Origin of the sequence: Terracoccus sp. 273MFTsu3.1 (genome assembly GCF_000383675.1) — a bacterium.
Lineage (GTDB): Bacteria > Actinomycetota > Actinomycetes > Actinomycetales > Dermatophilaceae > Terrabacter.
Genome location: NZ_KB911823.1, coordinates 38,613 through 52,077, shown reverse-complemented (window position 1 = coordinate 52,077; position 13,465 = coordinate 38,613). Strand labels below are relative to the sequence as shown.

15 protein-coding genes are annotated in these 13,465 nt (G+C 72.9%); 2 read left to right on the top strand and 13 right to left on the bottom strand.

All coding sequences use genetic code 11. The features are described from left to right. Window positions 1–147: 147 nt before the first annotated feature. Window positions 148–1,251, top strand: coding sequence for a DNA glycosylase AlkZ-like family protein (locus H283_RS0113135; RefSeq protein WP_020143982.1), 1,104 nt, complete (start codon window positions 148–150; stop codon window positions 1,249–1,251). 118 nt (window positions 1,252–1,369) lie between these two features. Here H283_RS0113135 and nusB read toward each other — a convergent pair whose 3' ends face one another. Beyond that, window positions 1,370–1,783: a transcription antitermination factor NusB gene (gene nusB / locus H283_RS0113130; protein ID WP_020143981.1), complete on the bottom strand. Its 414-nt coding sequence runs from the start codon at window positions 1,781–1,783 to the stop codon at window positions 1,370–1,372. Between the two features lie 16 nt (window positions 1,784–1,799). Continuing rightward, entirely contained in the window at window positions 1,800–2,363 is a 564-nt protein-coding gene (efp, locus tag H283_RS0113125) for an elongation factor P (RefSeq protein WP_020143980.1), read from the bottom strand. A gap of 273 nt (window positions 2,364–2,636) precedes the next feature. On the opposite strand from efp, the gene H283_RS0113120 reads away from it, so the two are divergent. Next, on the top strand, window positions 2,637–4,685 hold the full coding sequence (locus tag H283_RS0113120) for an AAA family ATPase (protein ID WP_020143979.1): 2,049 nt from the start codon (window positions 2,637–2,639) through the stop codon (window positions 4,683–4,685). A 7-nt stretch (window positions 4,686–4,692) separates the two neighbouring features. Here H283_RS0113120 and H283_RS0113115 read toward each other — a convergent pair whose 3' ends face one another. From H283_RS0113115 to ruvX, 11 genes are all read right to left on the bottom strand, one after another. Beyond that, window positions 4,693–4,986 (bottom strand): hypothetical protein, encoded by a 294-nt coding sequence (locus H283_RS0113115; RefSeq protein ID WP_020143978.1) that lies wholly within the window; start codon window positions 4,984–4,986, stop codon window positions 4,693–4,695. Between the two features lie 39 nt (window positions 4,987–5,025). Continuing rightward, a complete protein-coding gene (locus tag H283_RS0113110; protein ID WP_020143977.1) occupies window positions 5,026–5,961 on the bottom strand; it encodes an intradiol ring-cleavage dioxygenase in 936 nt (311 codons plus the stop codon). A gap of 141 nt (window positions 5,962–6,102) precedes the next feature. Continuing rightward, window positions 6,103–6,633, bottom strand: a complete 531-nt coding sequence (locus H283_RS26725; protein ID WP_020143976.1) for a hypothetical protein — start codon at window positions 6,631–6,633, stop codon at window positions 6,103–6,105. A gap of 93 nt (window positions 6,634–6,726) precedes the next feature. After that, entirely contained in the window at window positions 6,727–7,164 is a 438-nt protein-coding gene (gene aroQ / locus H283_RS0113100; RefSeq protein ID WP_020143975.1) for a type II 3-dehydroquinate dehydratase, read from the bottom strand. A gap of 10 nt (window positions 7,165–7,174) precedes the next feature. Next, the gene (gene aroB, locus H283_RS0113095; protein ID WP_020143974.1) at window positions 7,175–8,302 is read right to left on the bottom strand and encodes a 3-dehydroquinate synthase; all 1,128 of its coding nucleotides are present in this window, start codon (window positions 8,300–8,302) and stop codon (window positions 7,175–7,177) included. Continuing rightward, window positions 8,299–8,829 carry a shikimate kinase gene (locus tag H283_RS0113090; RefSeq protein WP_020143973.1) on the bottom strand — a complete coding sequence of 177 codons (531 nt, stop codon included), beginning with the start codon at window positions 8,827–8,829 and terminating at the stop codon, window positions 8,299–8,301. Before H283_RS0113090 ends, aroB begins: the two co-directional genes overlap by 4 nt. Further along, complete coding sequence (aroC, locus tag H283_RS0113085) at window positions 8,823–10,043, bottom strand: chorismate synthase (protein ID WP_020143972.1); 1,221 nt, start codon at window positions 10,041–10,043, stop codon at window positions 8,823–8,825. Before aroC ends, H283_RS0113090 begins: the two co-directional genes overlap by 7 nt. A gap of 130 nt (window positions 10,044–10,173) precedes the next feature. After that, on the bottom strand, window positions 10,174–10,875 hold the full coding sequence (locus tag H283_RS25110; RefSeq protein ID WP_051103647.1) for an A24 family peptidase: 702 nt from the start codon (window positions 10,873–10,875) through the stop codon (window positions 10,174–10,176). A gap of 8 nt (window positions 10,876–10,883) precedes the next feature. After that, window positions 10,884–11,744 (bottom strand): shikimate dehydrogenase, encoded by an 861-nt coding sequence (locus H283_RS0113070; protein ID WP_020143970.1) that lies wholly within the window; start codon window positions 11,742–11,744, stop codon window positions 10,884–10,886. Further along, window positions 11,738–12,961, bottom strand: a complete 1,224-nt coding sequence (mltG, locus tag H283_RS0113065) for an endolytic transglycosylase MltG (protein ID WP_020143969.1) — start codon at window positions 12,959–12,961, stop codon at window positions 11,738–11,740. Before mltG ends, H283_RS0113070 begins: the two co-directional genes overlap by 7 nt. Continuing rightward, complete coding sequence (gene ruvX, locus H283_RS0113060; RefSeq protein WP_020143968.1) at window positions 12,958–13,464, bottom strand: Holliday junction resolvase RuvX; 507 nt, start codon at window positions 13,462–13,464, stop codon at window positions 12,958–12,960. Before ruvX ends, mltG begins: the two co-directional genes overlap by 4 nt. Between the last annotated feature and the right edge of the window lies 1 nt (window position 13,465).

Sequence of the window (13,465 nt, the reverse complement as noted above, 5' to 3'; positions counted from 1 at the left end):
AAAGGATGTCTACGGCGCCGAGTGTAACGTCCGGCTCCGGCCGCCCCGACACCGCGCCACTCCGTGAGAACGGCCCGAGCGGCTGCGACCACGAGTCCCGCCGCGACCCGGACCCCGATCGTCCGCCATCGCGGTTAGCCTCCGGGGGTGTCGATCACCTGGGCCCGGGCCCTGTCCTGGCGGCTGCAGCAGCAGCTCCTCGATCCCGTCGGCGACGTGTCGGTCGCCGAGGTCGTGCGGCGGCTCGGAGCCGTCCCGGCCAAGGAGGAGCGTCTCGCCGAGCTCACCGTGCGGCTCCGGCGCACGCACTCACGTCCCGGGGAGGTCGCCGCGGCCCTCGTCGAGGGCAGTCTCGTCAAGGCGTACGCGTTCCGTGGCGGCACCCACTACCTCACCCCGGAGGACGGCGGCGCCTACCTCACGGTGCGCGCAGCCGGCCGCCAGTGGGAGCGCAGGAGCTGGCAGGAGTACTACCGGCTCGGGCCGATGGACTGGCCGGCGTTCCGCGCTGCCGTGCGCGAGGCGCTCGCCGACGGCCCGCTCACCGTCGCCGAGCTCGGCTCGGCCGTGACCCGGCGCTCGGCGTACCGCCACCTGCGCCCCGTCTTCGACGAGGGGGCCGTCACCCTGAGCAAGGCGCTGACGTGGCAGGGCGACATGGGCTTCGGGCCGCCGCGCGAGGGGCGCGCGACCTTCCAGCGGCTCGACGCCGACCCGCGGTGGGTGGGCACGTGGGAGCTCGCCGAGGCGGGCCCGCACGTCGTGCGGGCCTACCTGCACGCGTACGGTCCCGCGACGCCCGAGCACGTCCACTACTGGCTCGGCGGTGGCCTCAGCGCCGGACGCCGCCGGATCGACGGCTGGCTGGCCGAGCTGCGCGATCGTCTGGAGCCCGTCGCGGTCGGGGGCGAGACGGCGTACGTGCTCGCCGAGGACGCCGACAGCCTGCGGGCCGCCGAGCCGACGGACGCCCTGCGGCTGCTCCCCGGTCACGACCCGTGGGTCATGGGGCCGGGCACCAACGACGAGCACGTCGTGCCCCCGGACCTGCGCACGGCGGTGACACGTGGCGCGGACCTCGTCGTGCGCGGCGGGGTCGTGTGCGGCACGTGGTCGGTCGTCCGCGACGAGCTGCGCGTCGCATGGGGCCCCGACCACGGCTCGCCGCCCCGGACCGCGCTCGACGACGAGGCCGCTCGGCTGGCCGGGGTCCTCGGGAAACCGCTCGAGCCGGTCGTCACGACCGGGTGACCGCCCCTGACCGCCCCGGACCGCCCGAGACCGCCGCGGACCCGCCGGGCACCGACGACGAAGGGCACCCACCGGCAGTGGTGGGTGCCCTTCGGTCGCAGCGCGCACGGCGTCTGCGTCAGACGATGGTCGCCTTGACCTCGGCGATGCGCGCGAGCAGCCCGTTGACGAAGGCCGGCGACTCGTCCGTCGAGAGGTCGGTGGCGAGCGCCACGGCCTCGGAGATCGCAACGCCGTCGGGGATCTCGTCGTTCCAGAGGACCTCCCACGCGCCCAGGCGCAGGATCGCGCGGTCGACGGCAGGCATCCGGTCGAGGGTCCAGCCCTGGCTGTAGTCGGTCAGCGCCGCGTTGATGTCGTTCCAGCGCCCGACGACGCCGCGCACGAGCTCCGCGGTGTACGGGTTGTTCGCCGCCCGCGACTCACGGTCGCCGAGGCGCTCGTCGAGGAGCGTCTCGGCGTTGAGGCCGCGCTGGTCCGCCTCGAAGAGGATGTCGAGCGCCCGGGTACGGGCCTTGCTGCGTGCTGCCAAGGGAATTCGCGTCCGCTCAGTCGTTGACTCGGCCGAGGTACGACCCGTCACGGGTGTCGACCTTGACACGGGTGCCGGACTCGAGGAAGAGCGGCACGTTGATCTGGGCGCCGGTCTCGAGGGTGGCCGGCTTGGTGCCGCCGGTCGAGCGGTCGCCCTGCAGGCCCGGCTCGGTGTGCGTGATCTCGAGGACGACCGACGCGGGCAGCTCGACGTAGAGCGGCAGGCCCTCGTTGGTGGCGACGAGCGCGTTCTGGTTCTCGAGGAGGTAGTTGGCGGCGTCACCGACGACGGTCTCCGACACGTTGAGCTGGTCGTAGGTGTCGGTGTCCATGAAGACGAAGTCGGTGCCGTCCTTGTAGAGGTACTGCATCGTCCGCTTGTCGACGTTGCTCGTCTCGACCTTGGTGCCGGCGTTGAACGTCTTGTCCACGACCTTGCCGGAGAGGACGGCCTTGAGCTTGGTGCGCACGAACGCAGGGCCCTTGCCGGGCTTCACGTGCTGGAACTCGACGACGGACCAGAGCTGTCCCTCGATGTTGAGCACCATGCCGTTCTTCAGGTCGTTGGTCGAAGCCATCGTCACAAACCACTTTCGTATGCCGGCCGGTCGGGGCGCGCGCCCATGGGCACGCCGGATAGCCGGGCGTTCACTGTCTTGGGGAGTTGCCGCACGAGTCTAGCCGGGCCGCCGCCGGATCGCGGAATCGCGCACACCCGTCGCCGTCCTCGCCGGTGTACGCTGACCCGTTCCCCCCGCCCGCAACGCACCGAGCAGGTCACGACCCACCGGCATCCGATCCCGGTGCGTCGACACCTCCTCGGTGTGTTTTCGCTGAAGGAAGGTACCGGCGTGCCATCGCCCGACCCTGCGCTCGCCACCGAGCTCGCCCGGGAGCAGGCCTTCCTCGACGACGCGCGGGAGCAACTGGCCCGGATGCGCCGACTCGCGGAGTCGCTCGACGCGTCCAAGGCGAGCGATGCCGTCTCGGGCGAGGTCCTCGGCTGGGTGCTGGCTCGACGCATCGCGTCGCTGCAGGACGACCCGCGCACGACCCTCTTCTTCGGCCGCATCGACGTCGACCCCGCGGACGGCCCGGCGGAGCAGTTCCACATCGGCCGACGACACGTCTCCGACGAGGCGGGCGACCCCGTCGTCGTCGACTGGCGCGCCCCGATCTCGACCGCGTTCTACCGGGCCTCGCCGCTCGAGCCGATGGACGTCGTCCTGCGGCGTCGGTTCGGCGTCGACCGGGGACGTCTGACCGCCCTCGAGGACGAGCACCTGCGCGAGCCCGAGCCGTCCGGCTCTCCGGCAGGCGCGCTCCTCGCGGCCGAGATCGAGCGTCCCCGCACCGGTCCGATGCGCGACATCGTCTCGACGATCCAGCCGGAGCAGGACGAGATCGTCCGCAGCGACGTGGCCGTCAGCGTCTGCGTGCAGGGCGCGCCGGGCACGGGCAAGACGGCCGTCGGGCTGCACCGTGCTGCGTGGCTGCTCTACTCCTTCCGCGACCGCCTCGACCGCTCCGGTGTGCTCGTCGTCGGCCCCAACCGAGCCTTCCTCGACCACATCGGCGCCGTCCTGCCGTCGCTCGGCGAGGTGCGCGTCGGCCACGCGACCATCGAGAGCCTGCTCGACCACGGCCGCGTGCGCGCCGAGGACACGGCCGACGTCGCCGCCCTCAAGGGCGACCCACGTCTCGCGTCGGTGCTGCGCCGGGCGGTCTGGTCGAGCATCGTGCGCCCCACGGAGGCGGTCGTGGTCCCGCGCGGGGTGCGGAAGTGGCGCGTGCCGGCCTACGAGGTGGCCGACATCCTCGACGAGCTCGCCGCCCGCGGCGTGCGCTACTCCGCCGCACGGGACCTGCTCCCCCAGCGGCTCTCCCACCACGTCCTGCTCGAGATGGAGCGCGCCGGCGAGGCGCCGGACGACCGGGTGCAGGACGCCGTCGCCAGGTCCTCCGCCGTCAAGGCGTACGTCTCGTCCGTCTGGCCCGCGCTCGACCCGCAGGGGGTGCTGCACCGGCTGTGGTCCGACGCCGACGCGCTGAGAGCCGCCGCCGGCGACGACCTGACCGACGAGGAGCAGTCGATGCTGCTGTGGGACAAGCCGGTCCGGACCAAGGGCGCCGCCCGCTGGTCACGTGCCGACATGGCGCTGCTCGACGAGCTCGACGACCTGCTGCGCCGCGTGCCGAGCCTCGGCCACGTCGTGCTCGACGAGGCGCAGGACCTCTCCCCCATGCAGCTGCGGGCCGTGGGCCGGCGGTGCTCGACGGGCTCGGTCACCGTGCTCGGCGACATCGCCCAGGGCACGACGCCGTGGGCGACCGCGTCCTGGGACGACGCGATGCGCCACCTCGGCAAGGAGCAGCACGACCTCGTCGTGCTCGACCGCGGCTTCCGGGTCCCGGCCGTCGTCATCGAGTACGCCGCTCGCCTGCTGCCCGTCATGGCCCCGGGTCTCGGCGCACCCGTGTCGGTGCGCGACAACCCGGGACGGCTCGAGATCCGGCCTGCGGCGCTGGGCGAGCTCGACGTCGAGGTCGTGCGGGCGGTCGAGCGCGCTGCGGGCGCGCCCGGCTCGGTCGGCGTCATCGTGCCGGACGCGGACGTCCAGCGGGTCTCGGCGGCCCTCGCGAGAGCCGGCGTCTCCCACGGCCGGCTCGACCGGGACCACGGCGACGACGAGGACCACCAGGTCGAGGTCGTGCCCGCCAGTGTCGCCAAGGGTCTGGAGTTCGACCGGACCGTCGTCGTCGAGCCGGCCGCGATCGCCGCGGCCGAGCCCGACGAGCGCACCGGCCTGCGGCGCCTCTACGTCGTGCTGACCCGAGCGGTGTCCGAGCTGACGATCGTGCACGCCCAGCCGCTGCCCGAGGCCCTCGGGGCCGCCTGACACCGGGTCACCCGAGCCCCCGGTGGGCTGCCCACCTCTCAGCGGCCCGGTCCGCGGCGGCCGCGACGAGTGCCGCGAGCTCAGGACGCGGCGGCACGGTGAACGACACGTACGCCCCGCGGCCGCCCTCGACAGGTCGGCCGTACGCCTTGGCCGCGAGGTGGCCGTCCGGCAGCATCCGGACGTTGAGGGTGTCGAGCCGGAACTCCTGCCCCCGGCGGGTGTCGTTCCAGCGCAGCGGCTCCGGGATCGTCACGTTGATCGCCATCGCACTGACCACGAGGTCCTCGTCCCCACTCATGGGAGCAGGTTCCCACGAGCCCGGCCTCCGGGTGGCGGTTCAGACGCCGATCGTCAGCGCCGCGGTGTACCCGGACGACGTGCTGCCCGACATCGTCGCGAGCTGGTGGATGCCACCGTCGTCACCGAAGACGTTGTCGCGCTGGAGACTGACCTGCGCGAGGTTGCCGACGCTCTGCTCGTAGCCGGTGCTGTCATAGACCGCCTCGCAGGTGGACTGGGGCAGGGCGATCTGTGAGGTCTTGACGATGGGGCCGCTCGACGTCGCGTCGCTCACCCTCGAGTAGACCTCGAAGTGAATGTGCGGCCAGCGGCCCGAGTAGCAGCCCGGGAAGATCGACGTGAAGGTCGCCGTGCCCGACTCGTCGGTGGCCTGCACGCCACGCAGGTAGTTCTCGTCGGCCGCGGCCTGGCTGTACATCGAGTAGTTGCCGTCGCGGTCGCAGTGCCAGACGTAGACGGCGGCGCCGACGAGGGCCGTGCTCGTCGCCAGCTCCTTCACCGTCAGCTTGACGGTCAGGGGCACGCCCTCGGCCGTCGTCGTCGACGACCCGAAGCTGCTGCGGATGTCGCTGCGCACGATGCCCGAGTCGTCGAGGACGTTCTGGCCGTTGGAGCCGTCGCCCGGGTAGGGGCCGGCCGTCTCGTCCGGCGCCTCGACGAGGTCGGCATCGACCGCGTCGTTCGAGGTGCTCCCGGACGCGCCGGCGCCGGCGGCGCTCGTCGCGGAGGCCGAGGACGTGGTCGCGCTCGTCGAGCTGCTCGTCGCCGAGCCGGTCGACGTGACGGACGGCGTCCCGGTGCTGCACGCCGCGAGCGCTCCGGCGACCCCGAGACCACCGAAGAGGGCCAGCGCCCGGCGCCGGTCGACGAGCGTCTGGAGGTCGTGGACGAGACCCCGGTCGTGGTCCTCGATCTCGGTGCCGTGCTCGTCGAGCCACTCGTGGTCCGGAGCCGAGGGGGTGCGCGGTGCCATGGGCCGACCCTTTCGTCGCGGGGCCGGTGGCCCCTCCTGAGATGACTCTGGGAGTCGCATCCGTGGTGCGCCGTTGTGCCGTCTGTGTGGTCGCTGTGAGAGCCGGTCAGTGCGAGCGTCGGTGCGTGCGCAGCGGTGACGTCACGACCGGGCGTCCTGTGTCGACCGGCCGGGGTCGAGGGCACACTCCGCGGCCCTCGACGCGTCGGCGGTGTCGGCGTCGGCGAGGTAGACGAACCAGCTGCCGTCGTGCTGTGCGGCGAGCCGGCAGGATGTCGGCCAGCCCTTGACCTCGAAGACCGGTGACCGGGCCGGGATGAACCCGGCGGAGTGCTCGGTGGCCTCCGGGAGCTCCGACTGCGTGAGCTGGTTGAGGCTCGAGTACGTGCACGAGACCCTGAACACCTCCGGCCCGAGCTGGGCCTGGGTCAGACGCTGTGGTGCATCGGGACGTGAGCTGTAGGTGACCCCGCGGTGCACGACGAAGTCGGTGAAGTCGACGAGCGCGCGGCGCACCGGGTCGACCACCACGGTCGGGCATCCGGGGACCGTGACGGTCGTCGACGCGGGTGCCGCGGACGGACGGGGAGCCGACGGCACGCACCCCGCCAGTGCGGCCGTGGCGACGAGCGCCAGCCCGCCGGCTGCACGACGCCGCCCCACGTGGGTCACGACAGCACGGTAGGACCTCGGTGCGCGAGCCGGACGACCACCGCGCGGCTCGTCACCACATCGTGACGCCTGATGCGGCGAGACGGCTCCTGCTCAGACGAGGGCGCGCAGGGCGAGCAGGTAGGACTGCAGCCCGAAGCCGGCGACGGTGCCGGTCGCGACCCCCGCCACGACGGACGTGTGCCGGAACTCCTCGCGCGCCGCCGGGTTGCTGAGGTGCACCTCGACGAGGCTCCGACCACTCGTCGTCACGATGGCGCAGGCGTCGCGGACGGCATACGAGTAGTGGGTGAAGGCCCCCGGGTTGAGCACGACGTCGGCGCCGACGTCGACGGCCTCGTGGAGCCAGTCGATGAGCTCGCCCTCGTGGTTGGTCTGGCGGCAGTCGGCGACGAGGCCGAGCTCGCGCGCCTCGCGCTGCACCGCGGCGTGCACGTCGTCGAGCGTGTCGGAGCCGTAGACCTCGGGCTCGCGGGTGCCGAGTCTGCCCAGGTTGGGGCCCGACAGGACGAAGACCGTGGGTGCCGTCATGGCCGCGAGTCTAGTGAGCCCTCGCGTCGGGGCGCCGCGACACGAGGCCGTACGCCGCCTGGAGCAGCGTGTCGTCCGGGCCGGCGAGCCGGGTGGGTTCGGCCAGGCCGTCGAGCACGACGAAGCGCAGCGTCGAGCCGCGGGACTTCTTGTCCCGCCGCATCGCGGTGAGCAGCTCGTCCCAGCGCCCGCCGGCGTACGTCGTCGGGAGCCCGAGCGACTCGAGGACCGAGCGGTGCCGAGCGACGAGCGCGTCGCCGTCGGGACCGGTCAGGTGACCGGTGAGCCGGGCGAGCTCGGCGACGTAGACCATCCCGACGCCGACCGCCTCTCCGTGCCGCCACGAGTAGTGCTCGACCTGCTCGATGGCGTGGCCGAACGTGTGGCCGTAGTTGAGGATCTCGCGCAGCGAGCTCTCGCGCAGGTCCGCGGCGACGACCTCGGCCTTGACCCGGACGGCGCGCTCGATGAGCTCGCGCAGGTGCGGGTTGGCGGCGGTGCGGGCCCGGCCGGCGTCGTCCCGCACGGACGCCTCGACGAGGTCGAGGATGACGGGGTCGGCGATGAAGCCGCACTTGACGACCTCGGCCAGCCCGGCGACGAGGTCGGCCTCGGGCAGGGTCGAGAGGACGTCGACGTCGCAGAGCACCCCGGCCGGAGGGTGGAAGGCACCGACGAGGTTCTTGCCCTCGGCGGTGTTGATGCCGGTCTTGCCCCCGACGGCCGCGTCGACCATCCCGAGCAGGGTCGTCGGCACCTGGACGACGCGCACCCCGCGCAGCCAGGACGCGGCGACGAAGCCGGCGAGGTCGGTGACCGTGCCGCCCCCGACTCCCACGACGGCGTCGGTGCGGGTGAAGCCTGCCCGGCCCAGCTGGGCCCAGAGCCCCGCCGCGACCTCGGCCGTCTTGGCGGCCTCTGCGTCGGGCACCTCGGCGACGTGGACGGCATACCCCTGCCGCTCGAGGGCAGCGGTGACCTTCGAGGCCAGCTCCGTCAGCGTCGGGGGGTGGACGACGAGGACGCGCTCGACGTCGTCGCCGAGCAGGTCACCGACGCGGTCGAGCACGCCGGACCCGATGACGACGTCGTAGTCGTCGCCGACGGGGATCGTCGTCGGCTCGGCCGCAGCGCTCACGCGCGGGCCGCCTCGAGCTCGGCGACGACGACGTCGACGACCTCCTCGGGCGTGCGTCCCGCGGTGTCGACGCGCACGGTCGCGACGCGCTCGTACGTGGGGCGACGGTCGTTCATCATCCGCACCCACGTCGCGCGGGGGTTGACCGACAGGAGCGGGCGCGAGCGGTCGAAGCCGATCCGCCTGCTCGCGTCGGCGATGGCGACGTCGAGGAAGACGACGGCGTGGCCGGCGAGCGCGACCTCGGTGAGCGGGTCCATGACGGCTCCCCCACCGAGCGAGACGACGCCCGCTTCCTCCGCCAGGGCGCGCACCACTTCGGCGCGCTCGAGGTCGCGGAAGACGGACTCGCCGTCGTCGACGAAGATGTCGGAGATCGAGCGCCCCTGCGCGGCCTCGATGGCCGCGTCGACGTCGTGGAAGGCCACACCGAGGCGCGCCGCGAGGGCCTGGCCGACCGTGGTCTTGCCGGCGCCGGGCGGCCCGACGACGACGGCGACCGGGCGGGTCACGTGGTCGTTCACCATGTGCGCAGCCCCTCACGGATGCCGTCGAGGTATGCCGTGTGGTTGCGTGACGTCTCGGCCACCGAGTCGCCCCCGAACTTCTCGAGGCACGACTGGGCGAGCACGAGAGCGACCATCGCCTCGGCGACGACGCCGGCAGCCGGCACGGCGCACACGTCGGAGCGCTGGTGGATGGCCGTGGCGGCCTCTCCCGTCGCGACGTCGACGGTCGACAGGGCACGGGGCACGGTGCTGATCGGCTTCATAGCCGCGCGGACGCGGAGCACCTGACCGGTCGACATGCCACCCTCCGTGCCGCCGGCGCGACCGGTGCGACGGGTGATGACGCCGTCGACCATCTCCATCTCGTCGTGCGCCTCGGACCCACGACGGCGGGCCGTCTCGAAACCGTCGCCGACCTCGACGCCCTTGATCGCCTGGATGCTCATGAGGGCCTGGGCGAGCTTCCCGTCGAGCTTGCGGTCCCAGTGGACGTGGGAGCCGAGGCCAGGAGGCACGCCGTAGGCGAGCACCTCGACGACGCCCCCGAGGGTGTCGCCGTCCTTCTTCGCCGCGTCGACCTCGGCGACCATGGCCGCCGACCCCGACGGGTCGAAGGCGCGCACCGGGTCGGCGTCGAGACGCTCGACGTCGCCGGGGGTCGGCAGGGCCGCTCCGTTGGGCACGCGGGCGGTCCCGATCGACACGGTGTGCGAGACGAGACGGATGCCGTAGGACTGCTCGAGGAACCGTGCGGCGATCTCACCGAGGGCGACGCGGGCCGCGGTCTCGCGGGCCGAGGCGCGCTCGAGCACCGGGCGGGCGTCCTCGTGGCCGTACTTCTGCATGCCGACGAGGTCGGCGTGGCCGGGCCGCGGACGGGTCAGCGGCTTGTTGCGCGCGACCTCCTTCTCGGCGTTGACGTCGTCGGAGGCGGCGAACGCCTCGTCACTGACGGCCTCGGGGCTCATCACGGTCGTCCACTTGGGCCACTCGCTGTTGCCGATGCGAACGGCGATCGGCGAGCCCAGGGTCAGGCCGTGGCGCAGGCCGCCGAGGAACTCGACCTCGTCCTGCTCGAACTTCATCCGCGCGCCGCGGCCGTAGCCGAGGCGGCGGCGGGACAGGGCGGCCTGCAGGTCCTTCGCGCCGACCTCGACGCCGGCGGGGAGCCCCTCGATCATGGCGACGAGTGCGGGACCGTGCGACTCACCGGCCGTCAACCAACGCAACATGACCCGATCCTCCCACGCGGTCCGTCGCTGCCCCCGACCCGCCCGCTCCGCGGGACCGCCGCCCGGTCCGCGCCCGGGCGGCGCTAGGGCCGCCGTCGGGCCGCGAACGGCTCCGTCGGGTCCGGGTCGGTCAGACGAGTGGGCGCACCTGGACGACGAGCGAGATGAGCAGGCCGAGCAGCATCCACGGGCCGAAGGCGATGTCGTCCTTGCGGGTGCCGCGCCGGAGGACGAGCCGCACGAGCCCGTAGACCCCTGCGAGGATGAACGCGGCGTACGACGCGACGAGGGTCGTCGACACGCTCACGTAGCCCGTCGCGAGACCGACGAGCCCGGCGAGCGTCACGTCGCCGTAGCCGAAGCCGCTGCCGAGCAGCGCCGCCACGAGCGCGAGGACGAAGTAGATCGTCCACAGGACGGCGCCGGCGATCGCCGCCCGGCGCAGCGCCTCCCAGTCGCCCGACGCGAGGGACGCGAGCGCGAGCTGTCCGACGAGAAGGGGGTATGCCGGGCGCGTCAGTCCGCGCGGGAGGCGGTGCACGTCCGCGTCGATCCAGGCCAGGGCGACCGCGACGAACGCGAACGCGAGGTACGCGGGCGTCAGCGCCCACTCCGACAGTGGACCGAAACGCCAGCCGAGCAGCCCCCAGAGCAGGGCGAGGGCGACGGGCACGACCACCGAGGGCACTCGCGGCAGCGGCCCCGCCTCGTCGTCGAGCCGGTAGCCGCCCGTCGCGAGGCGGCGACGGAGCACCTCTCCTACGATCGCCCCGGCGACGGCGAGCGCCAGGACGAACCACCACGGCGCACCGGGGGCCTGCGCCCACGTCATCGGCGGGATCACGGCTCCGCACGCCGATCGAGCAGCGCGGCCCGGAGGGCGTCCGCCATGGCACCGAGCGGTGCCTCGTGACCCGTCATGAGGCGTACCTGCTCGGTGGCCTGGTGCAGGAGCATGTCGGTGCCCTCGGCGACGCCCCAGCCACGCTCACGGGCTGCGCGCTGGAGGGGCGTCTCCCCCGAGCCGTAGACGACGTCGAGGACGACGGGGCGGTGGTCGCGGTGGGTCACGACCGGGAAGTCGTCGAGGTCGGGCACCGACGCGGGTGGCACGGTGCTGACGACGGCGTCGACCTCGGCCCCTGCGGCCCACTCCCCCAGGCCGACGGTCTCGACCGCCAGTCCGGCCGCCTCGGCCTGTCCCAACGTCTGGGGACGGACCCGGTCGCGGACCATGAGGACGACCCGGCCGCCTGGTGCCAGTGCCGCGATCGCCGAGCGGGCGGTGGCCCCCGACCCGACGACGAGCAGGCTGGTGGGGTCGGTGCAGCCGGCGAGGCGCAGTGCTGTCGTGAGGCCGTGGACGTCGGTGTTGTGGGCCGTCCACGCGGACGGGTCGTCTGGGCCGCGCACGAGCGTGTTGGCGGCGCCGGTGGCCGCCGCGACCGGCGTCACCGTGGTCGCAGCGCGGAGGGCGACCTCCTTGAGCGGCATCGTCAGCGACAGGCCGACCCACGTCTCGTCGAGCCCCGCGAAGGCGTCCGCGAAGTCGGCCTCGTCGACCTCGCGCCGCTCGTAGGACCAGTCGTGCAGGGCCATGGCCGCATAGGCCGCCCGGTGCAGCGCGGGCGAGAGCGAGTGCCCGATCGGGCTGCCCCACACCGCACAGTGCCGGGCGATGCGGCGCCCCTCGCTCAGCACTTGCCCTTGTTGTCGGTGCACCACTTCTGGAACTGGGCCACGTTGCGCTGGTGCTCCTCGTACGTCGCGGCGAACTTCGTCTCGCCGGTCTCGAGGTTGACCGTCACGAAGTAGAGCCACGGGCCGGCCACCGGGCTGGCGGCCGCCTCGAGGGCGCTCTCGCCCGGGTTGGAGATCGGGCCCGGAGGCAGGCCGGTGAAGCGACGCGTGTTGTACGGGTTGTCGCTGTCGAGCATCTCCTGCGTCGGCACGCCGCGCTTCTTGAAGATGTAGTTGACCGTCGAGTCGAAGCCGAGGGACATCTTGGCCGCGAGACGGTTCTCGACGACTCGGGCGACCTTGGGGCGGTCGGAGTCGAGCTGTGCCTCACCCTCGACGAGGCTCGCGACCGTGACGACACGCTCCATGCGGTCGGGCGTGATGCCCAGTGCGTCCAGACGCTTCGTCGACTCTGCGACCATCTGCTTGAGCTGGTCGAGCGCCGTGGCCGTCGGGCCGAACTCGTAGCTCGCCGGGAAGAGGTAGCCCTCGAGGTTGCCGTTGGCCGACGGCGGCAGGCCGAGCTCGTCGACCTTCTTGGCCGCCTCGGTGTACTGCGCCACCGGGATGCCCGACGACTTGGAGAGCTTGGCGTAGATCTCGGTCGCCCAGAGCCCCTCGGGGATGGTGACGCGGGTGACGAGCCGGTTCTTCGGGTCGACGAGGATCGCGAGGGCGTCGGACGCCTTCATCTGCTTCTTCATCTCGTACACGCCCGGCTGGATGCCTGCGCTCTTCGGGTCGTTGTTGGCAGCCTCGATGAAGGCCTTGCTCGACTTGACGACGTCCTGCTCGGCAAGGGTCTTGGCGATCGCGCTGCCGCCCGCGCCCTGGTCGACGGTGACACGGACCTGGCCCGTGCCCGGTCCCGGGTAGTCGTTGGACTCGAGGAAGCCCTCGACGACGGGCTTGAGCGCCTTGTAGGCCACGGCCACGCCACCCCCGATGACGGCGAGCGCGAGGACGATGACGACGAGCCGCCGGAAGACCGACGGCCTGCCCTTCGGAGCCCCGGAGGATCCGCCCTTGCCACCGCGACGGCTGCTGCGCTTGCGTGCGGCGAGCTCCTGCTCGCGCATCTCGCGTCGGCTCAGCGGGGGCGGGGCGTGCGTCTCCTCGACGTGCTCGACGGTCTCCTCGTGGTCGCCGAAGATGGATGTCTCGAGATGGTCCTTCATCGGCGACGTTCCTTCTTCCGTTTGCCCCCCGGCGTGACGGTCTCTCCGGGCGGCCTGCCCGACAGCGCTTCGGTGTCGAGGGCCGACTGCAGGATGAGCACCGCAGCGGCCTGGTCGACGACGGCCCGTTGTCCCCGGCCCGGGACGCCGCTGTCGCGTAGTCTGCGGTGCGCGTCCACGGTGGTCAAGCGTTCATCGACCATCCGCACCCCCACCGTACCCAGACGGGCCGCGAGCCGACCGGCGTAGTCGCGCGCGATGCGGGCGGCCTCACCCTCGTCGCCCGAGAGCAGCCGCGGCAGCCCGACGACGACCTCGATCGCCTCCAGCTCCCGCGTCAGGGCAACGATGGCCTCGACGTCGCTGTCGGCCGCGACGTCGCGGGCCAAGGTGCGCACCGGGTGGGCGAGCACGCCCGAGGCGTCCGACGCGGCGACGCCGACGCGGGCGTTGCCCACGTCGACGCCGACGCGTGCACCGGGACGGGCGCGGGGATCGGGCAAG

Bases quoted from the DNA above. Each gene is read 5' to 3' on its own strand.
- efp (WP_020143980.1), bottom strand. From the start codon at position 2,363: ATGGCTTCGACCAACGACCTGAAGAACGGCATGGTGCTCAACATCGAG.
- H283_RS0113115 (WP_020143978.1), bottom strand. From the start codon at position 4,986: ATGAGTGGGGACGAGGACCTCGTGGTCAGTGCGATGGCGATCAACGTG.
- H283_RS0113110 (WP_020143977.1), bottom strand. From the start codon at position 5,961: ATGGCACCGCGCACCCCCTCGGCTCCGGACCACGAGTGGCTCGACGAG.
- aroQ (WP_020143975.1), bottom strand. From the start codon at position 7,164: ATGACGGCACCCACGGTCTTCGTCCTGTCGGGCCCCAACCTGGGCAGA.
- H283_RS0113090 (WP_020143973.1), bottom strand. From the start codon at position 8,829: ATGGTGAACGACCACGTGACCCGCCCGGTCGCCGTCGTCGTCGGGCCG.
- aroC (WP_020143972.1), bottom strand. From the start codon at position 10,043: ATGTTGCGTTGGTTGACGGCCGGTGAGTCGCACGGTCCCGCACTCGTC.
- H283_RS25110 (WP_051103647.1), bottom strand. From the start codon at position 10,875: ATGACGTGGGCGCAGGCCCCCGGTGCGCCGTGGTGGTTCGTCCTGGCG.
- mltG (WP_020143969.1), bottom strand. From the start codon at position 12,961: ATGAAGGACCATCTCGAGACATCCATCTTCGGCGACCACGAGGAGACC.